The organism is Ruegeria sp. AB5, from assembly GCF_056542645.1.
The window spans coordinates 60886-85093 of sequence record NZ_JBQGAE010000009.1 but is presented as its reverse complement, the minus strand read 5'-3'; the positions used below and the strand labels follow the sequence as shown (position 1 = coordinate 85093).

Genomic DNA, 24208 nt, shown 5'->3' with positions numbered 1-24208 from the left:
GAGATCGGCGTCGCTGACACAGTTTACTCTACCAGCAGCCCAGAAAGTCTTGCCGCACCCAAGCGCAGGGTTTCCAGATGCGACATCAGGCTGGTTACGTCATGGCGTTGAGACGGCGCATGAACCGCTAGCGTCCCAACCAGCCTGCCCTGCCCACCCAGTATTGGGACCGCAAGGGCCGCCATGCCGGCCATGAATTCCTCATCATCCGTGGAATACCCATTCTCGGAGATGCGTCTGATTTCAGCCAGCAGCGCCTCCGGGTCGGTCAGGGTGCGTTCGGTTTTCGAATGCAGCTTTCCGGCTGACAGAAATGCATTCAATGTTTTCTGGCGCAACGTGGACAGGTACATTTTACCGCTCGCGGTACAATGGAAAGGCACCTGTGTTCCGACCGGCAATTGAATGCGCAAAGGCCACTTGGTTTCCACGCGATCAAGATAGATCATTCCCTCCCGATCAGGAATGGCAAGATTGCAGGTCTCACCGACTTCCTCGGCAACTCTTTGCAAGATTGCCAATCGGGCCGTGCGCAGATGTTCGGCTGACATGGTGTTCACCGCAAGCTGCCGCAAACGTCGGCCGGGGCCGTACGAGCGCCCATCCAGATCGCGCTGCAGGAACCCTTCGGCCTCGGCCGTTTGCAACAGTCGATGAACGGTAGGTTTGGCCAACCCGAGAGTATCGATCAGGTCCGATGGTTTCACGGCGACCCCGCGGTTTGCTACTTCTTCCAGAATAAGTAGCAAACGCAGGTTCGTCGGGATCTGTGTATCTCTTCCAGGTGCTTCCGTATCAGCCATCCCGCCACTGTCTATTTGTTCGGCAACAGGATCAAGGCCAGATCGGGCACCAGTGAGATCAAAATCCACACCGAAATCAGGGCCACCAGATAGGGTACGGTATAGCGAAGCAGTCGGAAGTACGGCACGCCGGTCACCCCTGATGCAACGTATAGATTAAGCCCATAGGGCGGCGTGATGAAGCCAATCGAAGCGCCCACAAGGAATATGACCGAGAAATGGATCGGGTCAACTCCGACCGAAGCGGCGATCGGGGCGAGGATCGGTGCAAGGATGATCGTGACCGGCAGGCTTTCCAACACCATACCTGAGAAGAAGACGATCACCATCGACGTGAACAACACCGCATAGTAGCCACCCATTGAGGTCACGAAATTTCCGATGGTTTCCTGCGCACCCAGCAGGGACAGGATTTGCTGCATCACCACCGAAATGGCAATCAGCGGCGCAAGAATTCCGGTAATCTGGGCCGAGCGGATGACGATCGACGGGATCTCGGGGATCGTAAACCCTTCGACCACGAACATCTCGGCAAAGCTTTTCTCGGTTGGTGGAATGTCGTTCCGCGCACCCATAATGCGGTTGATCGGATAACTGACCAGACCCGCAATGACACAGAATCCTACTGTAACACCTGCCGCTTCGGTCGGGGAAAACTTGCCTGTATAGATGCCCCAAAGCACCAGACCGATGGCAAAAAAGCCCAGCCAGGCACCAAACGCCGTTTTGAGCACGCGGTTCAACTGCAATGGGATCAGGTAGCCCCAGCCGTTGATGCGGCAGATGATCCAGCAGGCAAACTGCATTCCGAACACCATAAGGGCTCCGGGCAGGATACCAGCCACAAACAGCTCTGAGATCGGCAGGTTCATCAGGAACCCGTAGACGATGAAGATGATCGACGGCGGGATGATAATCCCCACTGTACCACCGGCTGCCGCCGTGGCGGCACTGAACCTTTCGTCATAGCCGCCCTTGACCATTTCAGGGTGCAGCATGGACCCGATGGTAGCCGTCGTCGCAGAGTTCGATCCCGAGATCGCCGCGAACAACCCGCAAGCCCCTAACGAGGCCATGGCCAGCCCGCCGCGTATCCAGCCCAGACAGGCATACGCAAAATCGCTGAGCCGTCGTGCGATGCCCGACTTGTTGATCAGGTCTCCGGTCAGGATGAACAGCGGCATTGCCAACAGGGCAAAGCCTTTGTTGAACACGTTCAACAGTTCAGCGCCCATGTTGTCGAGCGTCAGGCCCAGAACGAACGAGCAGCCGATAACCCAATAGCCGATAACCAACAGGACCGGGACGCCAAGCATGAAAAGAAACGTGACGCCCAGAGAAATCAGTGTGACCAAAGTTCCATCTGTCATTAGTCTGCCCCAATCACGGCCTGCTTGATCAGCGGCTCGCCTGTTTTCCAGTTGTGCAAATCGTCAGCCAGGTTCTGAAACACGCGCCCGACCATGAGAAAGAACGACAGCGGTGCCGCAAGAAGGAACCACCACTGCATGATGTTGTCGGTTCCCAGTACGATCTGAAAGTTCGACGCGGATAGCGCCACCAGTCGCGTCGTCGTCACGATGACAATCACGGCAAAGATGAACCAAAGCACAGCATCCAAGATGAGGCACGCCAGTTGACCGCCGCGCGGCATGGAGGTGCGGAATTCGCTGAAGCTAAGATGTGTGCGCAAACGCACGTTATAGGATGCCCCGAACCAGGCCATGACCATGAACAAAAGTGGAGGAATGGTGGTGGACCAGGGTTCCTGGTCATTGAACACAAACCGATCAATCACGCCCCAGAAGATGATGAAGGCAATCGCAAGGTAGGAATAAACCATCACTGACCGTTCAAAGTGGCGTTCGACAAACGGCACATTCCGGTAGATCCACATGATAAGGAGCCCACCCAGTGCCGAGACAATTGCGCCCACAACCCAAGTCGCGTCGGATTCCAGCGCGGATTGAATCTCGAATGAATCAAAGGTGAGAAGAGCGCTGAAAATAGCACCTACATCTGCCCAAAATGACATGAACCCCGTCCTCCCAGTCGGTGTTTAGTGGAACCGGCCCAATCGGGCCGGTTCTTGAAGAGCTTAGATTAGGCTTCGCCTCTCCACCAGCGACGCGGCTCAACGTTTTCCGCGATTGTATCAGCCGGGATCTCGCGGGCGATGTCGTAGATCTCCTGATAGGTGTCGATGCCCCCTGCCCACTTGTTGATCCGCTCGCGCCACTGCGCCCAGGGTTCGGGGTTGTAGTTGGGTGCACACATTTCCTCGGCCAGTTTAATCTGGTCGTCGGCCAGGAAGGCCGGACGCACACCGTTTTCGGCGAAGATCGTGTTCGGCAGTTGCGGCTCTGAGAAACCAACCGTGTTCAGCAGCGCAGCTTCGTTTGCACCCTGAATCAGGGCCTGCGTGAAGTAGGACGATTCCATAACCGCATCCTGCAGTTCCCCGCCCAAGCTGTCGAAGACTTTCGAAGACATCGAGGTGTGCTCGGTTCCACAGAAGAACTTGAGGTTGACCGACTGCGATACAACTGGCGCCATGTTGGCGTAAGCCACCGCTGAGGCCCATGTTTCAGCACCGTCGATCAGGCCGGTTTTCAGCGCGTCGAGTGTTTCTTCCCACGCAACCGGAACCGGGTTCAGGTTCAGCAACTGCATGGCAATTCGGCCAAGTTGCGTACCAGTCACACGGTTCTTCGTGCCAAACAGTTCTTCGAGTTTGGTGACGGTCGGCTTGTCGGCAAAGTTAGCACCCATCTGCAGACCGCGCAGTTCACAATGGGTGAACAGGAATTTCAACCCATGCCGTTTTTCCAGCGGGTCACGAAGAATGCGCTGGCTCGCCGGACTATAGAAGAAGTGGTACTGCGCCGCGCGGCTTGGGAACATATAGGCATAGTCCAGCACGTTCAGATAAGGTGCACCACCGGCTGAGTTCTGGGTCGATGCCGCATAGATATCGACGATTCCCTGTTGGGTCTTCTCGACACAGCTGAGCTGTCCGCAGATCTGGTTGTCGCCGATAAACTCGATCCGAATCTCGCCATCTGTGCGTTCTTCAAGATCCCGCGCGAATTCGATTGCGCCGGCGCGTTCGATCAGCAGGTTGCGGGTGTTGAAACCCGAAGCGCCGAATTTCAGCGTATGTTTTGGCTCCTTTGAGAAACGCTTTTCATAGGTAGATTCAGCCGCTTGTGCGAGGTTGGCAAGGCTCATAGCACCACCAACCCCCCCTGCAGCCAGCAGCGTGGAACTCATTCCGTAGCGCCCGGCTACGCGAAAAAAATCCCGCCGTGAAATACCATTCAGTTTTCGCCCGATCTCCATTGCTATCCTCCCTTATCGCAATTATTGAGACGTTTTGTATCAAAAAAGGCTAGTATAATTCCTGCATCTTGCATAGAGTTTTTTTTGTTAACTTTGGGAGGAGGCGAAAATGGAAGTGGATTATGCGATTGTCGGGGCTGGTTCCGCAGGCTGCGTCGTCGCCAATCGGTTGAGTGCTGACCCAGGTGCCAAAGTTGCCCTTTTGGAAGCGGGCGGGCGTGACATCAACCCGTGGATCCACATCCCCGTCGGATACTTCAAGACAATGCATAACCCATCGGTCGACTGGTGTTATCGGACCGAACCGGACCCCGGCCTCAATGGTCGTTCGATCGATTGGCCACGCGGGAAAGTTCTGGGTGGCTCGTCCTCTTTGAACGGGCTTCTCTATGTACGCGGGCAGAAAGAAGACTATGACCGCTGGCGACAGATGGGCAATGAAGGCTGGGGCTGGGACGATGTGCTGCCCCTGTTCAAGCGTTGCGAAGATCAAGAACGTGGAGAGGACGAGTTCCACGGCGTCGGTGGACCACTTTCAGTGTCCAACATGCGCATTCAACGCCCCATTTGCGACGCTTGGGTCGCAGCGGCGCAGACTGCCGGCTACCCGTTCAACCCGGATTACAACGGCGCGCAGCAAGAGGGCGTGGGCTACTTTCAGCTGACCACTCGCCATGGCCGCCGGTGCAGCGCTGCTGTCGCATATCTCAAGCCGATTCGTGACCGACAAAACCTGAACATCATCACCAACGCGTTGGTCAGCCGGGTCATTTTGGATGGGAAGAAAGCGACTGGACTGATTTACCGGGATCGATCAGGGGCCGAAAAAACACTTACAGTACGCCGAGAAATCATCTTGTCCGGGGGGGCCATCAACTCACCGCAAATCCTGATGTTGTCGGGAATCGGAGACCCCGATCACCTGAAAGACAACGGGATAGAACCCGTACATGTCTTGCCCGGTGTTGGCAAAGGGCTGCAGGATCACCTGCAGGCCCGGCTTGTGTTTAAGTGCAACGAACCTACGCTGAACGACGAGGTGCGCAGCCTGTTCAATCAGGCGCGGATTGCCCTGAAATACGCCCTGTTCCGGGCCGGTCCAATGACCATGGCCGCCAGCCTCGCCACCGGCTTTTTCAAAACCCGACCTGATGTTGAGACCCCAGACATCCAGTTTCACGTTCAACCCTGGTCTGCTGACAGCCCCGGCGAAGGCGTACACCCGTTTTCCGCCTTCACCATGTCGGTCTGCCAATTGCGCCCTGAAAGCCGGGGCGAGCTGCGCTTGAACGGGCCGGACCCCTCGCAATACGTTAAGATTGTTCCGAATTATCTGTCGACCGAGACCGATTGCAGAACCATCGTTGATGGTGTGAACATCGCCCGAAACATTGCACGACAAAACCCGCTGGCGTCAAAGATCTCCGAGGAGTTCCGACCGACATCCGACCTGAACTGCGATGATTATGAAGGCACATTGGATTGGGCGCGATCCAATTCGGTCTCGATCTATCATCCGACCGGCACCTGTGCGATGGGAACGTCTGAGGCGTCGGTTGTCGATCCAAAGCTCAAGGTCCATGGCATCGCGAACCTGAGAGTGGCAGATTGTTCAATCATGCCCGAGATCGTCAGTGGGAACACAAACGCCCCCGCAATCATGATCGGCGAAAAGGCGAGCGACCTGATCGCCGCTGACGCATAGTCCGCGGCAAAACCTATTGCGCCAATCACGCTCTTGCACTCAGTTTAAAACTGAGCGCAAGAGTGCCGTTTACAAACGGTCATTTCTTTCCGGCCACGATCCGATCCAGAATGAGCGCACAGAACAGGATCGCCAGACCAGCCAAAATACCCTGCCCCGCCGCCGCATATTGCAGCGCTTCCAGAACGTCCTCACCCAGTCCCTTCGCTCCGATCAGCGAGGCGACTACGACCATGGCCAGTGACATCAGGATGGTCTGGTTCACGCCTGCCATGATGGTCTTGTGGGCCAAAGGCAAATCCACGCGCCATAGCAGGTAGCGAGGTGTTGCGCCAAAGGCCAATGCGGCCTCGCGCACGGTTTCGGGCACCTGTTGCAAACCCAGGACTGTAAAGCGGATGACCGGCGGGCTGCCGAAGATCATGGTTGCGACCACGCCCGCGGGCTTGCCCGATCCGATAAAGGCTACCACCGGGATCAGATAGACAAAGGAAGGCATAGACTGCATGAAGTCGAGAATAGGCCGCACGATGGCAAAGGCGCGCGGACGGCGGGCACAATAAATACCCAGCGGAATGCCCAGCGTGATCGAGATCAACGCTGCCGCACCCAGCAGCGCAATCGTGGTCATTGCCTTTTCCCAGAAATCCAACAGGCCAAGATAGGCCAGCGCCGCGCCGGTAAAGATCGCGACGCGCGGACCGGCGGACAGATAGGCCAGCATGATGATCACCAGCGCCACAACCGGCCAGGGGGTATCGACCAATACAACCTCGATCCAATCCAGCAGGGTGCGCATCCCATAGGTCAACCCGTCAAAGAAGCCGCGCCCGGCGGTTTTGGTCCATTCGAACACCGCCTGTACACCGTCGCCGACATTGAGGCGCCAGTCACGGTTTGTCGGGAAAGTTTTCAGAACCGCGACCGCATCCGGCTGTGCGAATTTGATCATCGACAGGATCACCACCACAGCGGTCAGTGCCGTCGCGACAGCCAGTCGAGGGGCCGACCAGCCATGCGCAACGCCGGGGTCCGAGCGCCACCGCGCAAACTGCCCCTCGAGTGTCCAGTTGGCCAGCGAGGCGGCCAGAAACTTGACCGCTCCCAAAAGGACGATCCCGATGAACAGATAGGTGAGGCCGGTCGAATCGGCCGTCCGAGCGGCCTCCTGCGCCCCAGCCAGAGCACCCTCAAGCGACTCTGCTGCGCGCTTCAGGGATTCCAATGTGGCTGACCCTGATTGCTCGGCAGCTGAAATCTGCTGGCGACGCAGTTCAAGCGTCTGCTCGATCTGCTCTGCCCGCTCTCGAAATTCGCGCCCCAGATCGCCGAACAAGCCAAGCCCGATCTGAATATAGGCCAGCGTCTCCAGCACAAGAAACCCAAGAAACCACGCCCACAGACCTCGTGCTCCGAACCAGATCGGACCTAAGATCGCCGCGGCCTTGTTCAGCGTGAATCGATAGCCAGGCGCCTGCATCATGTAGGCGAACGTCTTTTGGTAGTAAGACTGCCCCTGACCTACAAAATCACCAATAAGGCTATTCAGACGGTCGGCGGTTTCCGGTTGGATCTGTTGCACATCAACATGTTTCATAGCGGTCCCCTTATGCCTGACTGTCCTGAATCGCGCGGATCAGACCCGCCCGGTTGATCACACCCACGGTCTTGCCGTCCTGCGTAACCGCCACGACGCCGTGGCCGTCAACGCACAGGTTCATCAGGTCGGACAGATCCATATCTGGATGCGCCTGTTTCGCATCATCCGGCACTTCACCGTGGTTCGCTTCGAATTCGTCGATTGGCTTCATGACCGCATGCGCAAAGATCATGTTGAGTTTGGAAATCCCGGCCACGAAGTCAGCCACATAGTCATCGGCAGGGTTGAGTATGATCTCTTCCGGCGTACCGATCTGAACGATGCGGCCGTCCTTCATGATCGCTATGCGATGACCGATGCGGATCGCCTCATCAAGGTCATGGGTGATGAACATCGTGGTTTTGTTCAGCTTGTGGCTCAGCTCCATAAACTGATCCTGCAACTGTTTGCGGATCAGTGGGTCAAGGGCCGAGAATGGCTCATCCATCAGCAGTATCTCGGGATCGGCGGCGATGGCGCGGGCCAGACCGACACGCTGCTGCATCCCGCCCGACAGTTCGTGCGCGTACTTGTCTTCCCAACCGTTCAATTCCACCAATTCCAGAACGCGGTCGGCCTCTTCCCAGCGGCGCGCCTTGCCGGTACCGCGGATCTCCAGGGGCATCGCGACATTGTCACGAACGGTTCGGTGCGGCATCAGGCCAAAGTTTTGAAACACCATCGCGACCCGCCTGTTGCGCAGGTCGCGCAAGCCTTCATCGTTCAGGCTCATCACGTCGTCACCATCCAGATAGATATGTCCGTCGGTGGGTTCCAGCAGGCGATTCACATGACGAACAAGGGTCGACTTGCCCGAACCGGACAGGCCCATGACACAAAACAGCTCACCCCGTTCGATTTCGAAACTGGCGTCGGCCACACCCACAACGCAGTTGAAGCGCTCCAGTACCTCGGCCTTGCTCAACCCATCGCTATGGATGGCGTTCAAAGCCTCCTGCGACCGTGCGCCGAACACTTTCCAGACGCCTTTTGCGTCAATTGCGATATCCGCTGTCATACTGGCCCCGCCCGAGTAGATCGTTTTCTGTAGCGCCCCCGCATTTCGAGGGCGCGCAGGTTTCAGTTGGTGGTCAGACCCAGCCAGCTGTCGACGGTATCACTATTGGCGGCGATCCATTCGGCAACGACTTCGTCGGTATCACGACCCTTGACGACGACCTCGTAGGTCAGGCCGCTCAGCGCACCGGCATCCATATCGATATTGGACAGAAAAGAGGCCGCTGCCGAGTTGCGCTGATCCAGCGATTTCGAATGCGCGACAGTGACGGTTTTGACCGGCTCGCCCGTGCTGACATGGGATTTGTTGAACCAGTCCGCGTCCTGATCAGGCTGCACCATCTTGTAGGTCGCCGCATCATGCTCGGGTTCTTCCAGAATGGTCACATCGTACAACGCGTGGACATAGTGTGGCGCGTAGCAATAGAAGGCAGCGCCTTTCTTCTGATCGATCTGATCCTTTAGTCGCGAATAGAACACCGTTTCATCTTCGGTCGTTGGTGTCAGGAAGGTTTCGATACCATAGTCACGCACCCGCACCTTGAACGTGTTGGTCGAGGCCCAACCCGAGGCACCAACCCAGACCTCGCCCATGCCGTCCCCATCCGAGTCGAACAAGTCCTGCGCCATCGGCGTGGCAAGATCGTAGATTGAGCGGATGTTATGATCCTCGACCATGTAATTCGGTACGCAAATGCCGGCGCGGCCATCATAGCTACCGGATGACAGGGCAACGGTCCCCTTTTGGTCGACATATTCATCCGTAAAGGATGACTGGTTCGGCAGCCATACGTCCGGGTGTACGTCGATATCACCACGCCCGCCATCCATTGCGGCAAAGATCACCGCATTGGCGCCGGGGGCATAGCCGACCTCACCACCCAGGCGGGTTTCGATGACCTGACCGATCACCCGGCTCATGATCTTGGCACCTGGCCAGCTGGGTTCACCTACCATGACCTTGTCCTGTGCCATCGCTGTTGTAGCGCCCAATGCCAGCGCCAAGGTTGTTGTAAGCGTAAGTTTTTTCATTTCTTTTTCTCCCGTTGCGTTAGGTTTCATGCGCCATCAGGTGCGCGCCCGCTTGCGCTGCGGGTCTATGAATGGAATGTCCGAAACAGTGGCGCGCAGGCGTTTCATCCGCCCGTCAAGCTGACCGATCTCTAGGTGTGTGCCGTTTTCTGCATGTTCGACTGACAGCCGCGCCAGGGCGATCGCGTGCTCTTGCATTGGTGAACGGGTGGCTGACGTGACCACGCCTACCTGTCGCTCGCCCGCATAGACCGGGGCACCGTGGGCTGGCACGTCATCGCAGCCGATCAGCAGCCCCTTGAGGACCCGGCGCGGGTCGCGCGCGTTGCGTTCCAGCGCAGCTTTTCCGGTGAATTCTGTCTTGGTCAGATCAATGGCAAAACCCAACCCGGCCTCAAACGCATCGACACCCGGCGCGAACTCGGCATTGGCCGCAGCCAGACCCGCCTCAATCCGGATGATATCCAGTGCGGCTGAGCCCATCGGGGTGATCCCAAATTCGTCACCAGCTGTCATCACCGCGTCCCAAATCGCAATAGCATCCGATTTCGAGCAGAAGATTTCGTACCCCAATTCCCCGGTGTAGCCCGAGCGGGACAACATGAACGGCGCACCCTCGCGGTCGTTCAGTCGCGCGACGGTGACGCCGAACCACTTCAGATGATCCAAGGCGGGTACATGCGGCTGAGTAAAGGCAATCTTGCGCAGCAGGTCGCGGGATTTTGGCCCTTGAATGGCCAGGTTTGGCATGGCGCCCCGCAGCGCGTGGACCCTAACCTGTAGACCACGCGCATCGGCCAGATCCTGCAATACGCGACCACTCTCGTCCGATCCACAGCACCAGCGGAAAATCTCGGGGGCCAGGCGGAACAGGGTGCCATCATCGATGACTGAACCGCTCTCATCGCACATCAGTGTGTAAGACCCCCGCCAGACCGGCAGTTTCGCCACGTTGCGCGTCGTCGCCAATTGCAGCAAAGCCTGGGCATCCGGGCCAACGATGTCGAATTTACGAAGGCTGCTCATGTCCTGTACGGTCACGGCCTGACGGCAGGCCCAGTATTCACCCAAGGTCCCATAGGCGGGATAGCTGACCGGCGCCCACAGATCACGCGCCGGGGCGAAATGCTGGGTCAACGGGGACAGACGGTCATGAAAAGCAGACTCCTGGCTGATCGACATGGGGGCGTCTTCCTTTTCGCGATAGGCTACCGCTCGGCGGATCGGCGTTTCGGGACGGTAAATGCGCACGTGTACATCCGTCGGATTCCAGCCGTTGATGGGATCGATATCATCAGGACAGGCGGTCGAGACACAAACCAACTCCTCTAGCGCCCTCATGGCGATATAGTCCCCGGGGCGCGAGTGGGACTCCTCGGTCAGGATGTGATTGTTCGTCGGGTCGATCCACGTGTTCCAGAAGAAATTGATCGCAGGCCATGCCGCGCGCCGCGCAACACCATATGGCCCCAATACGTTTGACATGTTGTCCGAGCAATTCACGTGCCCCGGAAATCCACGTTCCTCATAGCTGCGCGCTGTGCAGGCCAGCCCGAACGTGTCATGTCGACCGCATGTGTCCTGCACAACGTTCAGCATGGGCCGCATATCGCGGTCAAAGAATTTGTCCAACAAACCCGGGCCGGGATAGGCGCGGCGCACCATTGATCGGGTGGCGGTCGAGTCGATCATCCACTCCTGCCCCCGATCCAGCCCGTCGGCTCGCATCGCCATGAAGTCTGAGCATTGCTGACCCTCGATATCGATGATCTGAGCGACTTCTCCGGCTTTCAGCTCATAGGCCAATGCGCAACCACGCGGGACAGTGAACTCATCCCGCGTATCCCCCAGCAGCGGTGGCAAAATCGGATTCACGACCTGTGCGGGTTGGTGCTGAACGGAAATGCAGCCGGTTTCGATCCCTTCAACCATGCCAGTGGCCGAAGCCCGATGGATCAACCAAACGGTGACAGGTTGGCTGGCGCGCAAGATCAACGCCTCTGGCGTTGGCTGCGCTCGATGACAGGGGAATGGCCCGGCACCCTGCCCGCCTCTGGCCTCGACCCAACCGATAAACTGCGCGCTGTCAAATTCGCCCGAGTCCACCACAGCGTTGGCGGCCAAGGTCAATGCCGTCAGCGCTTGACCCCCATCTTTGGTATATACAGCAAAATCAAGCGAAGAAGAGTCCGAGACCGACGCTATCGACAGCAGGTCATCGACCTGCAGTTCGAGCCGAACGCTGTCACGTGGTGCAAGACGATGAACCTGATCTCCAGTGCTTATTGGAAAACCCGGAAAGCTGCGTCCGGAGCTTGAAAACCCCGAATTCGTAAACTCAAAAAGAACAGATGACCCCTGCATGATGTAGAGAGATTCCGGTTTATGAAACTAGTTACAATTGTTGATGAAACCAGTTACATCTGTCAATACTCTCTCATATGGACAGGGGACGGACGAACAGCCGGTGACTAAAAAACGTGCAAATCTAAGGGATGTAGCCCAAGCAGCCGGGGTATCTGTGGCCACCGTGTCGCGGGTTCTGAACGAGCCGGGCGTGGTTAAGAAGGACACTCTTGAGAAGGTGCAGGCCGCTATTGCAGAGCTGAGATTCGTCCCCAGCGCAGCAGCCCGCGCGATCAACTCGGGCCGGACCCGGTTTGTGGGTGCTTTGGTGCCCACGCTGGACAATGCCATCTTTGCGCGGTTTCTGTCTGCCCTGGAACGGAAGTTTTCAGAAAACCAGCTGTCCCTGATTGTTGCCACAACCGACTCTGATCCGGATATCGAAGCTGAAAAGGCCAAAGGTCTGGTGGATATCGGGGCCGAGGGGCTAATCGTAACGGGGGCCACCCACAACGCGGCGTTCCACGACCTGCTCGAACGCACAATGCTGCCGACGATCATCACCTCATTCTATGACCCCGCCAACAAATTGCCAACAATAGGCTACGACAACGGATTGGCTGCGCAGATTGCGTTGCAGCACCTCATTGATCAGGGCCACTGGCACATCGCGGTTGTGCATGGTCCCGCACACAACAACGACCGAACCCAGGCCCGCCTGGATGGCCTGCGTAAAATGGCGCTGCAGTGCGAGATGACGACCTTTGAGACAGAGATCAGCCTGGCCGGAGGGTCAGACGCCGCGCGTCGCATCTGCGCACAAACCATTCGGCCCGATGCGGTCCTGTGCCTGTCCGATGTGGTCGCTTTGGGCGCTTTGTTTGGCCTGCAATCCTTTGGCGTAGCGGTTCCGAACGATGTTTCGCTGTCAGGGATTGACGACCTGCCCAGTTCTGCCGTGTCGGTCCCGCGTCTTACCACGGTGCATCTGCCGGTGTCGCGGATGGGTGAACAGGCTGCAGTCGCCCTCGCCCGTTGGATAACCGAACAGGAAAGACCCAACGCGGAAAATCTGGCGGTCGAACTTGTGCAACGGGATTCGGTGATCCAGCGCTAGCTCTGGGACGCAGGTCTAGCCCCAAGACAAGGCCAAAGGCCTGGATTCTGGAACTACATGCTATCTCCGGTTCAGTTTCACACGAACCTGTTGACATAATTCTCCAGAATTTCCTGACGTCCGGATCGCGGTACTGGGTTGATACCTTCCCGCAGAACACGGGCTGAAATCTCTTCCAGGCCACTGTCCAGCATCGCCGCAGCCTCCGGGGTGCTCCAACCAGCGTACCTTTCCGACAAGGCAGTTTCCAAGCCACCATCCGCAATCATCGCAACTGCGGCTTTCAGGCCGCGTGCGCAGATGTCCATACCCCCAATATGAGCCGCCACGAGATCTTGGGCATCAATTGACTGCCGCCGTATCTTGGCGTCGAAATTGGTGCCCCCGGTCGTAAATCCGCCGGACCTTAGAATGTGGTAATAGGCCAAAGCAACTTCTGGCGCGTTGTTTGGGAACTGGTCCGTGTCCCAACCAGACTGGTAGTCGTTGCGGTTCATGTCGATCGATCCCAGCATTCCTTCGGCGGCGGCGACAGCAATTTCATGCTCGAAACTATGGCCCGCAAGAATAGCGTGCCCCTGTTCGAGGTTCAGTTTTATGTCCGCCTCCAATCCGTATTTTCTGAGGAACCCGATACAGGTTGCTGCGTCATAGTCATATTGGTGTTTCGAAGGCTCCTGCGGTTTTGGCTCTACAAGAATAGTGCCCTTGAAACCAATCTTGTGTTTGTAGTCCACGACCATGCTCAGAAACCGGCCCATATGATCCAGTTCGGATTTCATGTCGGTGTTCAACAGGGTTTCGTACCCTTCTCGTCCTCCCCAAAGGACATAGTTTTCGCCGCCCAGCTTGTGCGTTGCATCAAGGCAAGATTTTACGGTCGCTGCGGCATAGGCAAAAACATCCGGGTCAGGGTTCGTGCTGGCACCAGCCATCCAGCGACGATGACTGAACATGTTGGCCGTCCCCCAAAGCAGTTTCGTGCCAGAGGCCTGCATCTTTTCGCCTATGTAGTCCGTGATTTCTTCAAGCGTTCTGAGGTTTTCAGCAAAGCTGCCCTGTTCAGGCCGGATGTCTGCATCGTGCCAGCAAAAGTAAGGCTGACCCAGAATTTCAAACATCTCAAAAGCAATATCCGCTTTGAAACGGGCCCGCCCCATGTCGTCCTGCGGGTGCCAAGGACGCTCAAAAGTCGGGCCACCAAAAGGGTCTCCGCCCTCCCACGCGAAGGAATGCCACCAGGCCACCGCAAATCGCAGATGGTCTTCCATGCGTTTGCCCATGACAATCTCGTCGGGGTTGTAATGCCGGAAGGCCAGAGGGTTCTTGCTGTCCGCCCCTTCAAACTTGATCTTGTCAATCCCGTCGAAAAATCCACTGGCCATTCCTGCCCCCTAGTCTGTTTTTTGCCCGGGCTGCTTGCCCAGAATGATCATCGACAAAAGGTCGTCATCCGTGACATCGGCAATATCCACTGTTCCGACCAGTTTACCGTTCTTCATCACCGAAGCCCGGTCACACAGGTCCATGACCGCATGCACGTCGTGATCGATCAGGAAAATGCCGATACCTTTGGCCTTGAGCTGATGAATCAGATCCGCCACCATCTGGGTTTCATGCGGTCCAAGCGCCGCTGTCGGCTCGTCCATAATCAAAATGCGGGCATTGAAATAGACCGCCCGCGCAATCGCTACGGATTGCCGCTGGCCACCAGACAGCGCCGAGACGGGGTCGCTGAATTTCTGAAAGTTCGGATTGAGCTGCGCCATGATCTTGCGGCATTCAGCCTCCATGGCCGCGTCGTTGACCAACCCGAACGGGGTTGTCATCTCGCGCCCCAGGAAAAGGTTCGACGTTGCATCCAGATTATCGGCCAGAGCAAGCGTCTGGTAGATGGTCTCGATATTGTTGGCCCGTGCGTCACGTGGATTGCTGATCTCGACAGGTTTGCCATCAATCACAATCTCGCCGTGGTCCATTTGATAGGCCCCTGACAGCACCTTGATCAAAGTCGACTTTCCTGCACCGTTGTGCCCGAGCAATCCCACAACCTCTCCGGGGTACAGATCGACGGACACATGGTCGACGGCCTTGATCCCACCGAACGAGATGGAAATATCGCGCATCTCGACCAACGGCGGTGCGCCAGACCCACGTCCGGAGTTGGCGGGGGTTTTCTGCGTATCCTGAGTTTGCATCACTTGGCCCCCAGTCGCTTGCGATAAACGATGTCGATATAGACGGCCAACACAAGTACGCTGCCCACCACGATGTTCTGAAACGGCGCGTCAACTCCAACCATGGCCATGCCGGATTGAAGCGCTTGCATGATCAGTGCACCAAGAATTGCGCCGTAGATCGTGCCGATGCCACCGGACAGAGCAGTTCCCCCTATCACCGCAGCGGCGATCACCCTCAGTTCGTCCAGCGTGCCGATGTCGTTCGAATGGTTTGCCAAACGTGCAGAAGCAACCACCGCTGAAACGGCGCATAGAAAGCCCATCAGCGCAAATATCTTTACGGTCAGCAGCCGTGTGTTAATCCCGGACAACTCGGCTGCGTCGGGGTTACCTCCGGTCGCAAAGATGTAGCGGCCAAACCGGGTTTTCCGAGCCACGATAGTCAAAGTGACGGCCACAATGATCAGGATGAGAACTGAAATCGGGATGCCGTACCCTACAACCAACCCCTCGGGCATTGTTTCGCCGCGGGCTTCGAACATGCGTTCCAATCGGCGCGTTGGGATGGCGTAGCTGTTGACGATGAAAACATATCCAAGGATGGCAATCGCAACTATCCCGGCCAAAGTGGTTTCAGCCCAGACGGGTTTGACGGGAAAACCATGTGCGGCCTTGGCCCTCCGACCGCTCCACAAGGCCCAAATGGCGACAGCGGTGGCGAACAAACCAAATAGCCAGCTTACCGTGGTCCCCAAAGTGCCGTTGGTTCCACCGAACATAAGAAACGTGCTGTCCAGCGGGCCAATGGTCTGACCGCTGGTCAGATACCACGCCACGTTCCTCCAGACCAGAAATCCGCCCAGGGTGACGATGAAGGCCGGGATGGTCAGATAGCCGACCAACCAACCATGAAAGGCGCCTATCAGAGTACCGGCACACAGGCCCACTACGATTGTGATCGCCCAAGTTGCCGGGTTGTTCAAGCCCAGTCCCAGCATGTGCGGCAGCAGTTCGGTTTGCGTCATCGCCATCACAGCTGATGTTGTTGCCAAAAGCGCGCCAACTGACAAATCGATATGTCGGGTGACGATAATGAACACCATTCCGCACGCCATGATCGCAACCGAAACCGTCTGGATGGACAGGTTGAACAGGTTGCGGGGTGTCAGGAACCGCCCATCTGTAAAGATGTTGAACCCGATACACAGGATGATAAACGCGCCGATCATGCCCAAAAGCCGCATATCCAGTTCCAGTTGCTGAAACAGGCCAGGCTTTGTTTTTTCAGGTATCGGCTGAGACGAAGTTTCGGTCATTTCCGATCTTTCATATTCAGCAAATGCCCCAGGCCCAATCGACAGGGCCCGGGGCTGAGTGGTTTAGTTGCAGGGCGCAGGACCGTTTTCAACGCCTTGGCACAGGGCGTCCTGCGAGATCCATCCGGCATCTACAACAACCGTCAGGTTGTCCTTGGTGATCGGCACCGGCGCGAGGAAGACCGAGTTCATCTCGGTACCGCCTGGCGACGTCCAACTTACGGCACCTTCGACATCGCCGGGGGTTGTACCCCCGCTCAGCGCGACCGCAATTTCCCCGGCGGCCTTGCCGAGTTCGCGGGCATCTTTCCAAACTGAAACGGTCTGCGTGCCCAGAGCAACGCGGTTCAATGCAGCGTGGTCGCCGTCCTGCCCAGAGACGGGAATCCCCTCCATGCCCTGCGCAGTCAGCGCGGCAACAACACCACCTGCTGTTCCATCGTTCGACGCTACAACCGCGTCCACGTTGTTTTCATTTGCGGTCAGGATTTGCTCCATGTTCCGCTGCGCATTGGCAGGTAACCAGCCATCCGTATAGGCCTCACCCACGATCACGATGTCACCACTGTCGACTGCGGCACCGATAATCTCTTGCTGACCGCCCCGCAGAAAATCCGCGTTTGGATCGGTCGGAGAGCCCTTGATCATCACGTAGTTGCCCTTGGGCATGGCCTCAAAGACCGCGCGGGCCTGCATTCTTCCCACCTCGACATTGTCGAATGTCAGGTAAAAGGCGCGGTCGTCTTCGATCAGGCGGTCATAGGCAATGACCGGGATACCTTCGTCAGCAGCAGCCTGAACCGCCGGACCAATCGCCTGCGCGTCTTGCGCGAGAATGATAAGCGCGTCGACACCCTGGGCAATCAGGCTTTCAATGTCCGAAAGCTGCTTGGCCGAGGATGATTGCGCATCTGCCGAAATGTATTCGGCCCCGCCCGCCTCTAGGGCCGATTTGATTGCGGCTTCGTCCGTCTTCCAGCGTTCTTCCTGAAAGTTCGACCAGCTTACGCCGACCACCGGCTCTGCGAACGCAGTCGAAGCCAGCAAAGTGGCCACAGCTGAGAAGCTGAGAATTCTTTTCATGATTTCCTCCCATGTGCAGAGCCATCTCAACTCGATTCGCGGCTCTTGCAACTTTAAATACCATATTTATTTCAGTCGGTAAAATATTTAGTCTACAAGAAGTGCTCAAATTCAAATAGATTGAGAAAACAGCAAGAATCGCGAGGGGAAGATGCTGAAAAGCAAAGCGTCTCTGGTTTCTTCGGAACAAAGAAACACGACCCGCCTGCGGGTGTTGGACCACATAAGAACCAAAGGGGCCGTCTCGCGGACCGACATCGCATCCGCCCTGCAAACCAGCCCCGCTACGGTCACCTCGGCGACGGCCGACCTTATCTCGGCGGGGCTGATCAAAGAGATTGAAGGCGACGCGCAGCCCAACTCTGGCAAGAGAGGCAGGCCAAGGGTGCTGTTGCAATTGGACGGTCAGTCTTTCCTTGTGGCGGGCCTGAAGATTGCGCGCCAGATGATCTCGGTCATTCTTGTCGACTTTGAAGGCAACGAGGTCACGTCGCACAAGTTCCCTCTGGAAGACGCCAGAATGTCTGCGACCAAACTTGTTTTGACCCTGCGCACTGCACTTGAGGATGCGTGCAGGCAAATTGATGTTCCGATCGAGCACCTAGCCGGTGTCTCAATCGGAATGGCCGGTCAGGTTGATGCAAACAGGAATTTTGTCCACTGGTCGTCGTCGGTTACCGAAACAAACGTGGATTTCAGTCATATTTTTTCAAAAGAGTTGCCCTGCCCTGCCTTCGTTGAGAACGATGCCAATCTGGTCGCGAAAGCTGAACATCTGTTTGGACTGGGGAAGGGATTGAAGAACTTTCTTGTCGTCACGATCGAGCATGGTGTTGGCCTCGGGATCGTTTTGGACGGCAAGCTCTATCGAGGCGAAAGAGGCTGCGGAGCTGAATTTGGACACACCAAAGTTCAACTGGACGGAGCCCTGTGCCAATGTGGTCAACGGGGCTGTCTGGAAGCCTATGTCGGGGACTACGCCCTGATCCGCGAAATGACGGTCACAGGTCGGACCAACGAAATGCAGACAGTTTCGGACATACATAGATGTGCCGATTCTGGTGACGAAATGGCAATGTCAGTGCTCGCCCGGGCGGGTCAGATGTTTGGGCTTGGAATATCCAATCTGATCAACCTGTTTGACCCCGAATGCATAGTTGTATCGGGCGCGCAGATGAGTTTCGAACACCTGTGTTCGAGTGACGTCTTGACCCGTATTCGAAATGGCGTCGTCAATGTGGACGCACCTTTGCCGGAAATCAAAGTTCATCATTGGGGCGATCTGATGTGGGCCAAGGGCGCAGCCGCCTACGGGATCGAACAAGTCTCGATCCTAAAGGTTAAGGAGCTTACGAAGAATGCGTCCTGACCTTGTTGCGTTTTTTGTTATTGCCACAACTGCAGGGGCCGAAACAAAGCCACCGAAATTCGAAAAAATTGAGATGCCCGCACATGTTTACGATGGCGGCTGGGAGCATTTTGTTGGCGGAGGTGTAGCGGTTTTTGATTGCAATGGCGACGATCTGCCGGAGTTCTTCGTCGCAGGTGGGACCAACCGATCTCAACTGTTCAAAAACACCTCCGGGGAAAAGATTTCCTTTCGCATCGAAACGCCGGATCAGTTGTCCTTGACCGGAGTGACAGGCACGTACCCTTTGGACGTTGATGGCGACGGTTTGATGGATCTGGCTATTTTACGTGTGGGCAAGGACCTCTTGCTAAAAGGGCAACCGAATTGCCAGTTCCGTCCCTTTGATAGTGTCGGTTTTCGGTCCGAGGATCACTGGACCACGGGTTTCTCGGCTACGTGGGAAGAAGATCAATCCTTACCGACTTTGGCATTTGGAACATATGTCGACCGGTTCGATCCAGAAGGCCCATTTGAATCATGTGGGCCAACGCTGCTCTATCGTCCTGAAGGACGCAACTATGGACCGCCGCAACACCTTGAACCCGGCTATTGCTCCCTATCGGTCCTGTTTTCAGACTGGGCGCGCGCCGGGCGGGCCGACCTTCGTGTCAGCAATGACCGCCATTACTATGTTCGGGGCGGTCAGGAACAGCTTTGGGCCATGGAACCTGAACCGCGTCTGTATGCTTTCGATGAGGGATGGCTACCATATTCGATCTGGGGGATGGGGATCGCCTCGCGCGATCTGACCGGAGATGGTTTTCCCGAGGTGTACCTTACTTCGATGGGTGACCAGAAGCTTCAAGTGTTTGACCCGGATGCCGATGGCCCAACATGGCGGGATGCGACCTATGAAAAGGGCACAACGGCCCATCGCCCTCATGTGGGCAGTGACGGAAGACCATCGACCGGATGGCACGCGCAGTTTGGAGACGTCAACAACGATGGTCGGGACGACATTTTCGTTGCCAAAGGCAATGTAGAACAAATGCCAGATGCCGCCCTGAACGACCCGAACACCCTGCTGGTGCAAACCCCCGAAAGTCAGTTCATCGAAGCTTCGGTTGAGGCGGGTGTTGCGTCGATGGCAAAGTCGCGCGGTGCGGCCCTTGCGGATTTGAACAAGGACGGGAGGCTGGATCTGGTGGTTGTGAACCGGGGGTCGCAGCTTGAGGTCAGTCAGAACATTTCGCAGGGCGGTAATTGGCTATTGGTGGATGTCCGGCAAGAAAATTTCAACCGCTCGGCTGTTGGTGGTTTCATCGAAGTCAAAACCACACAAGGTCTACAGACCCGCGAAGTAACAATCGGCGGAGGCCATGCCGGGGGCATCAATGGGCTCCATCACTTCGGCTTGGGAACCGAAATCCGGGCACAGGTTCGGGTGATCTGGCCAGATGGACAAACAGCTGAATGGCGGGAAGTTACACCTAACAGTATAGTTCAGATCATTCGGTGATCATTGATCAACCGGCAGACCACTTGGGACATGGGTCGGGACACCCAGCCGTTTTGCCGGGTCTTCAAGGCTTTTCAGAAAGCCGAGAAGCGCATCAATCTCGCGATCCGTCAGGTCAACTTTCGACAAGTTGTTGCTTTCAGCGATGGTGTCCTTATGAGTTTGGTCCAAAAGTGGGGCCTGATCATCTGAGGTTGGGAAGTCCGGCAACAAGGCCATTTCAATCGAGTAGCTTTGCAACGACACAACCGGGTCCAGATGGTGGCGCACAATGTCTTCAAGACGGGCAAATGCGCCATTGTGCCCGTATGGTGCGGTAAGCGTTACATTCCTGAGCGACGGCGTGCGAAATGCAAACGCGTCTTCGGGGCGACCCGTGACACGAAGACGACCATCGTCCCGCACGTGGTTTTCAAATCGCGCGGATTTTCCGGGTCCGATCTGTGGCAGAGCAATCGAATGGAACTTGTGATCCGTCTGCAACCAGCCAGCGTGACACGCGCTGCACCCGGCCTTTCCGTAAAACAGTTTCATGCCAACTTCGGCTTCATCCGACAGTTTGCCTTCGCCTCGCATTGCGCGGTCAAACGGGCTGTTGTCTGCGCGCCATTCGAAAGCGATGAAATCTGCAATCACATTTGCGATTGCCGTGAAAGTGACCTCGCCATCGGGCTCTATTTCGTCAAACCTTTCCGCGTATTCCGGCACAGAAGCAACACGTGCTGCTATCAGGTCCCACGCGCCGCCCTGCTGAGTCAAAAGCCCCAGTCGAACCGCCTTGCTGATTTCGTTCTCAGAGTAGTGGCCCGCCATTTCGTCCGGCGACAGAACCGGAAACATGGCTTGTGCCGCCAAAGGCGACTGGAACCCAGTCCTCATATGTGTACCCAGCGGGGTTCTGATACCGAATGGGTGCGCCGGATCAGCCTCGAGACGACCATCATGGAAAAACGTCGTGAATTCAGTCGCCCCGAGGTTCCAAAGTCCTGGTGAATTTCGTGGAATGCGCTGTTCCGGGGTATTCTCTGGATCCAGCGAGCGTTTGGCTCCCAGACCAAGCCCGCCTTCGCCTATTCCAAGAGAAAGACCATCTGACGTGCCAAGCTTGGGGTGATGGCAGGTCGCACAGCTGATGTTCTTGTTCCCGGACAAGATTGGGTCGTAGAACAGCAGATGCCCCAAAGAGACCCTGTCGAAATCCGGTTCAACGAACTCTGGCGGATCTCCAAGATCCAGCGCAATTGCCCGATCAGCACCCGCGACCCACAGGCCGAGAACAGGAATGAGCCAACTAGCTTTCATACCGGCCCTCTGAGACCTCAAGAGCAAGCATCTGGCGGTAGGGATTGTCCGGCTCAACGACGATCGAAGGAAACGTGGGGATGTTCGGAGCGTTTGGGTATCCCGACGGCTCGATACACACTCCTGCCGACCCGGAAAGTGGCGGCGCGAGCGTTGCACGCGTATAGACCTGCGCTCCATATTGATCGGAATAGGCAGACAGAGAAAGCCCGGAAGGCGCCGTCAATACCGCCACCCGAGCTTTTGGATCACGATCTTCCGCGAAGCAGAAATAGTGATCGATCCCGTCCGGAACATGCCTGATCGGTTTTGGAGTTGAAAAATCCAGATCGCCTTCCTTGGTTGAACGTAACCGGCCCGAGGGAACGCCCTCGTCATCAATTGCCAGATACCGTCTTGAAGCAAGTGTCAGTTTGTGTCCGTCAACTCCTTCATCGCTTCCCAAAGTGTAGTAGTTGTGTTGCGTCACGCTTATTGGGGTGGGACGGTCAGAATGCGCCGCAAACGTGTAGATCAATCGCGGCGATTTTATCGTGACCCTGACTTCGAACCTGACGTCGCCCGGGAAACCGCTTTCCCCATCGCGGGAAAGGTAGCTCAGAACGGCCGTGTTTGGTTCAGACTGCTCAAGGTTCCAGAATTGTTTTGAAAGACCCTCAACGCCTCCATGCAAAGTATTCTCGCCTTCGTTGGCGCTCAGTTCAAAGCTTACGCCGTCCAAGTCGAATTTTGCGCCGCCAATTCGGTTTGCAACCCGCCCGACAATTGCGCCCATATAACTCTTGTCGGCGAAATACGCGGTGGGGTCATCGAACCCAAGGACCAGCGGCACGTCCTTGTACCACCACCCTTGCGTGATCGCCCCATAGTTGAGGATCGAGGCCCGCATGTCCCCATCGGTAAGCAGGGCCGTTTCCAACCGAGATGACAGTTTCGCTTTGGCTGTCATCTTACCGCCAATGGCGCCAGCGCCTTGTAGAATTGTCGGTATCGCCCGTATTCATTTTCATACGCATCGACAAGGTCGCCACGCGGTTCGATGTTTTCCTTGATATCCGGCGGCGTCATGACTTCACGTGGTTCTGCACTGTTGGCCGCACAGATAGCCAAGCGCGCCGCCCCCATGGCCGCTCCGAATTCGCTCCCTTTTGGCACGGCCAGCGGCACCTGCAGAACTGTGGCCAGTGTTTCCAACCAGAACCGGGATCGCGCGCCGCCTCCGACTGCCGTCAGGCGGGCAGGTGCGGTTCCGGTACTTTTCAGGGCCTCCATGCAATCCCTCATTGCAAATGCAACGCCTTCCATAACGGACTGGGTCAGATCGGCAGGTTCCGACGCGACGTCCACGCCCAAGAACGCGGCCCGTATCAAGCTGTCATTGTAGGGGGTCCGCTCGCCTGAGAGGTACGGCAGGAAGGTAATCGAAGAGGGGCCGACCAAAGTGTCCGGCAACTCCGCTGCCAGTTTTTCCACAGGCTGGCCAAGGTTTCGCGATAGCCAGTTCATGCTGTTTGTCGCAGAAAGGATGACCCCCATCTGGATCCACGTCTCAGGGATAGCATGACAAAAGCAGTGCACCGCAGTTTCCGGCGCGGGGGCATATACATCTCTGGCAACAAGTAGAACGCCTGACGTTCCCAAAGACACAAACCCCGCGCCGTCCTGTATGCTTCCAATGCCACAGGCCGCGGCTGCATTGTCACCGGCACCACCTGCAACAACCACTGTTCTGGAAAGCCCCCAGTCCTGCTTTAGCTCGGCCCTGAGCTCACCGCCCGGCGCACTGCCCTCGACCAGACGCGGCATCTGTTCCGGGCGCATGTGGCCCAACCTCAGCGCTGTTTCTGACCATTGGCGTTGGGCAACATCCAACCAGGATGTACCGGCACTGTCTGACATGTCCGAAACATAGTCGCCAGACAGCCAGATCCTCAAAAAATCTTTTGGTAACAATACCTTTTCGATTTTCGAGAACACGTCCGGTTCATGCAACCGTACCCATTCCAGTTTCGGGGCCGTAAACCCCGGAAAGACGATATTGCCCGAAATGCTGCGCATTTGTGGCACCTGGTCAAGCACTCTTGCCTCATCAGCCGACCGTGTATCGTTCCAAAGAATGCAGGGCCGCAATACCTGACCGGCGGAATCAAGAAGAGTGGCCCCGTGCATATGTCCGCTCAGTCCAATGCCCCGAAGCTTGGCGAATGATGGTTCGTTATTCGCACGCAGCTTCCCAACAACTTCGGTACAGGCCCTGATCCAGTCCGATGGGTCCTGCTCGGACCAACCGGGTTTCGGTGTCGAAGTTGAAATGATAGCCTCGGCGTCGCTTATCACCTGCCCGGTGTCGTCCACCAGAATCCCCCTGAGACCCGACGTTCCCAAATCCAATCCAAGATACATTCGGCGTCATCCTTCGGATTTTTTTAGCTGATAAAATTATTTACGGCAGACAT

19 protein-coding genes are annotated in these 24208 nt (G+C 56.6%); 4 read left to right on the top strand and 15 right to left on the bottom strand.

Features of this window, described 5'->3' with window-relative positions; all coding sequences use genetic code 11:
* Nucleotides 1-23: 23 nt before the first annotated feature.
* From ACR0L4_RS15820 to ACR0L4_RS15805, 4 genes are all read right to left on the bottom strand, one after another.
* Nucleotides 24-803: an IclR family transcriptional regulator gene (locus ACR0L4_RS15820; RefSeq protein ID WP_480514097.1), complete on the bottom strand. Its 780-nt coding sequence runs from the start codon at nucleotides 801-803 to the stop codon at nucleotides 24-26.
* 11 nt (nucleotides 804-814) lie between these two features.
* Complete coding sequence (locus tag ACR0L4_RS15815; RefSeq protein ID WP_170752698.1) at nucleotides 815-2173, bottom strand: TRAP transporter large permease; 1359 nt, start codon at nucleotides 2171-2173, stop codon at nucleotides 815-817.
* Complete coding sequence (locus ACR0L4_RS15810) at nucleotides 2173-2838, bottom strand: TRAP transporter small permease subunit (RefSeq protein ID WP_170752700.1); 666 nt, start codon at nucleotides 2836-2838, stop codon at nucleotides 2173-2175. Before ACR0L4_RS15810 ends, ACR0L4_RS15815 begins: the two co-directional genes overlap by 1 nt.
* Nucleotides 2839-2906: 68 nt before the next feature.
* Nucleotides 2907-4145 carry a TRAP transporter substrate-binding protein gene (locus ACR0L4_RS15805; protein WP_480514094.1) on the bottom strand — a complete coding sequence of 413 codons (1239 nt, stop codon included), beginning with the start codon at nucleotides 4143-4145 and terminating at the stop codon, nucleotides 2907-2909.
* A gap of 109 nt (nucleotides 4146-4254) precedes the next feature.
* Between ACR0L4_RS15805 and ACR0L4_RS15800 the strand changes: the two genes are divergently transcribed.
* Nucleotides 4255-5850 carry a GMC family oxidoreductase gene (locus ACR0L4_RS15800; RefSeq protein WP_480514092.1) on the top strand — a complete coding sequence of 532 codons (1596 nt, stop codon included), beginning with the start codon at nucleotides 4255-4257 and terminating at the stop codon, nucleotides 5848-5850.
* A gap of 79 nt (nucleotides 5851-5929) precedes the next feature.
* Here the strand turns inward: ACR0L4_RS15800 and ACR0L4_RS15795 are convergent, their stop codons facing one another.
* From ACR0L4_RS15795 to ACR0L4_RS15780, 4 genes are all read right to left on the bottom strand, one after another.
* Nucleotides 5930-7447: an ABC transporter permease gene (locus ACR0L4_RS15795; RefSeq protein ID WP_480514090.1), complete on the bottom strand. Its 1518-nt coding sequence runs from the start codon at nucleotides 7445-7447 to the stop codon at nucleotides 5930-5932.
* 10 nt (nucleotides 7448-7457) lie between these two features.
* A complete protein-coding gene (locus tag ACR0L4_RS15790; protein WP_480514088.1) occupies nucleotides 7458-8507 on the bottom strand; it encodes a quaternary amine ABC transporter ATP-binding protein in 1050 nt (349 codons plus the stop codon).
* 62 nt (nucleotides 8508-8569) lie between these two features.
* Nucleotides 8570-9538: an ABC transporter substrate-binding protein gene (locus tag ACR0L4_RS15785; RefSeq protein ID WP_170752710.1), complete on the bottom strand. Its 969-nt coding sequence runs from the start codon at nucleotides 9536-9538 to the stop codon at nucleotides 8570-8572.
* 36 nt (nucleotides 9539-9574) lie between these two features.
* On the bottom strand, nucleotides 9575-11902 hold the full coding sequence (locus ACR0L4_RS15780) for an aminomethyltransferase family protein (RefSeq protein ID WP_170752712.1): 2328 nt from the start codon (nucleotides 11900-11902) through the stop codon (nucleotides 9575-9577).
* A gap of 103 nt (nucleotides 11903-12005) precedes the next feature.
* Here ACR0L4_RS15780 and ACR0L4_RS15775 point away from each other — a divergent pair, with 103 nt between their 5' ends.
* Nucleotides 12006-13001 carry a LacI family DNA-binding transcriptional regulator gene (locus ACR0L4_RS15775; protein ID WP_480514086.1) on the top strand — a complete coding sequence of 332 codons (996 nt, stop codon included), beginning with the start codon at nucleotides 12006-12008 and terminating at the stop codon, nucleotides 12999-13001.
* A gap of 77 nt (nucleotides 13002-13078) precedes the next feature.
* On the opposite strand, the gene xylA is transcribed toward ACR0L4_RS15775, so the two are convergent.
* The 4 genes from xylA to xylF form a co-directional block, all read right to left on the bottom strand.
* On the bottom strand, nucleotides 13079-14386 hold the full coding sequence (gene xylA / locus ACR0L4_RS15770) for a xylose isomerase (protein WP_480514084.1): 1308 nt from the start codon (nucleotides 14384-14386) through the stop codon (nucleotides 13079-13081).
* Nucleotides 14387-14395: 9 nt separating this feature from the next.
* Nucleotides 14396-15199 carry an ATP-binding cassette domain-containing protein gene (locus tag ACR0L4_RS15765; protein WP_480514082.1) on the bottom strand — a complete coding sequence of 268 codons (804 nt, stop codon included), beginning with the start codon at nucleotides 15197-15199 and terminating at the stop codon, nucleotides 14396-14398.
* Nucleotides 15199-16497: a sugar ABC transporter permease gene (locus ACR0L4_RS15760; RefSeq protein WP_480514080.1), complete on the bottom strand. Its 1299-nt coding sequence runs from the start codon at nucleotides 16495-16497 to the stop codon at nucleotides 15199-15201. The genes ACR0L4_RS15765 and ACR0L4_RS15760 overlap by 1 nt, the downstream gene beginning before the upstream one ends.
* Nucleotides 16498-16560: 63 nt before the next feature.
* Nucleotides 16561-17580 (bottom strand): D-xylose ABC transporter substrate-binding protein, encoded by a 1020-nt coding sequence (xylF, locus tag ACR0L4_RS15755; protein WP_480514078.1) that lies wholly within the window; start codon nucleotides 17578-17580, stop codon nucleotides 16561-16563.
* Between the two features lie 151 nt (nucleotides 17581-17731).
* Here xylF and ACR0L4_RS15750 point away from each other — a divergent pair, with 151 nt between their 5' ends.
* The gene (locus tag ACR0L4_RS15750) at nucleotides 17732-18949 is read left to right on the top strand and encodes an ROK family protein (RefSeq protein WP_480514076.1); all 1218 of its coding nucleotides are present in this window, start codon (nucleotides 17732-17734) and stop codon (nucleotides 18947-18949) included.
* A complete protein-coding gene (locus ACR0L4_RS15745) occupies nucleotides 18939-20450 on the top strand; it encodes a CRTAC1 family protein (RefSeq protein WP_480514074.1) in 1512 nt (503 codons plus the stop codon). The genes ACR0L4_RS15750 and ACR0L4_RS15745 overlap by 11 nt, the downstream gene beginning before the upstream one ends.
* On the opposite strand, the gene ACR0L4_RS15740 is transcribed toward ACR0L4_RS15745, so the two are convergent.
* The 3 genes from ACR0L4_RS15740 to xylB are packed head-to-tail and all read right to left on the bottom strand — an operon-like array spanning nucleotide 20451 to nucleotide 24155.
* Entirely contained in the window at nucleotides 20451-21752 is a 1302-nt protein-coding gene (locus ACR0L4_RS15740) for a cytochrome-c peroxidase (RefSeq protein ID WP_480514072.1), read from the bottom strand.
* Nucleotides 21742-22701 (bottom strand): aldose epimerase family protein, encoded by a 960-nt coding sequence (locus ACR0L4_RS15735; protein WP_480514070.1) that lies wholly within the window; start codon nucleotides 22699-22701, stop codon nucleotides 21742-21744. Before ACR0L4_RS15735 ends, ACR0L4_RS15740 begins: the two co-directional genes overlap by 11 nt.
* The gene (gene xylB / locus ACR0L4_RS15730) at nucleotides 22698-24155 is read right to left on the bottom strand and encodes a xylulokinase (protein WP_480514068.1); all 1458 of its coding nucleotides are present in this window, start codon (nucleotides 24153-24155) and stop codon (nucleotides 22698-22700) included. Before xylB ends, ACR0L4_RS15735 begins: the two co-directional genes overlap by 4 nt.
* Between the last annotated feature and the right edge of the window lie 53 nt (nucleotides 24156-24208).

Bases quoted from the DNA above. Each gene is read 5' to 3' on its own strand.
- ACR0L4_RS15820 (WP_480514097.1), bottom strand. From the start codon at position 803: ATGGCTGATACGGAAGCACCTGGAAGAGATACACAGATCCCGACGAAC.
- ACR0L4_RS15815 (WP_170752698.1), bottom strand. From the start codon at position 2,173: ATGACAGATGGAACTTTGGTCACACTGATTTCTCTGGGCGTCACGTTT.
- ACR0L4_RS15810 (WP_170752700.1), bottom strand. From the start codon at position 2,838: ATGTCATTTTGGGCAGATGTAGGTGCTATTTTCAGCGCTCTTCTCACC.
- ACR0L4_RS15805 (WP_480514094.1), bottom strand. From the start codon at position 4,145: ATGGAGATCGGGCGAAAACTGAATGGTATTTCACGGCGGGATTTTTTT.
- ACR0L4_RS15800 (WP_480514092.1), top strand. From the start codon at position 4,255: ATGGAAGTGGATTATGCGATTGTCGGGGCTGGTTCCGCAGGCTGCGTC.
- ACR0L4_RS15795 (WP_480514090.1), bottom strand. From the start codon at position 7,447: ATGAAACATGTTGATGTGCAACAGATCCAACCGGAAACCGCCGACCGT.
- ACR0L4_RS15790 (WP_480514088.1), bottom strand. From the start codon at position 8,507: ATGACAGCGGATATCGCAATTGACGCAAAAGGCGTCTGGAAAGTGTTC.
- ACR0L4_RS15785 (WP_170752710.1), bottom strand. From the start codon at position 9,538: ATGAAAAAACTTACGCTTACAACAACCTTGGCGCTGGCATTGGGCGCT.
- ACR0L4_RS15780 (WP_170752712.1), bottom strand. From the start codon at position 11,902: ATGCAGGGGTCATCTGTTCTTTTTGAGTTTACGAATTCGGGGTTTTCA.
- xylA (WP_480514084.1), bottom strand. From the start codon at position 14,386: ATGGCCAGTGGATTTTTCGACGGGATTGACAAGATCAAGTTTGAAGGG.
- ACR0L4_RS15765 (WP_480514082.1), bottom strand. From the start codon at position 15,199: ATGCAAACTCAGGATACGCAGAAAACCCCCGCCAACTCCGGACGTGGG.
- ACR0L4_RS15760 (WP_480514080.1), bottom strand. From the start codon at position 16,497: ATGACCGAAACTTCGTCTCAGCCGATACCTGAAAAAACAAAGCCTGGC.
- xylF (WP_480514078.1), bottom strand. From the start codon at position 17,580: ATGAAAAGAATTCTCAGCTTCTCAGCTGTGGCCACTTTGCTGGCTTCG.
- ACR0L4_RS15750 (WP_480514076.1), top strand. From the start codon at position 17,732: ATGCTGAAAAGCAAAGCGTCTCTGGTTTCTTCGGAACAAAGAAACACG.
- ACR0L4_RS15745 (WP_480514074.1), top strand. From the start codon at position 18,939: ATGCGTCCTGACCTTGTTGCGTTTTTTGTTATTGCCACAACTGCAGGG.
- ACR0L4_RS15740 (WP_480514072.1), bottom strand. From the start codon at position 21,752: ATGAAAGCTAGTTGGCTCATTCCTGTTCTCGGCCTGTGGGTCGCGGGT.
- ACR0L4_RS15735 (WP_480514070.1), bottom strand. From the start codon at position 22,701: ATGACAGCCAAAGCGAAACTGTCATCTCGGTTGGAAACGGCCCTGCTT.
- xylB (WP_480514068.1), bottom strand. From the start codon at position 24,155: ATGTATCTTGGATTGGATTTGGGAACGTCGGGTCTCAGGGGGATTCTG.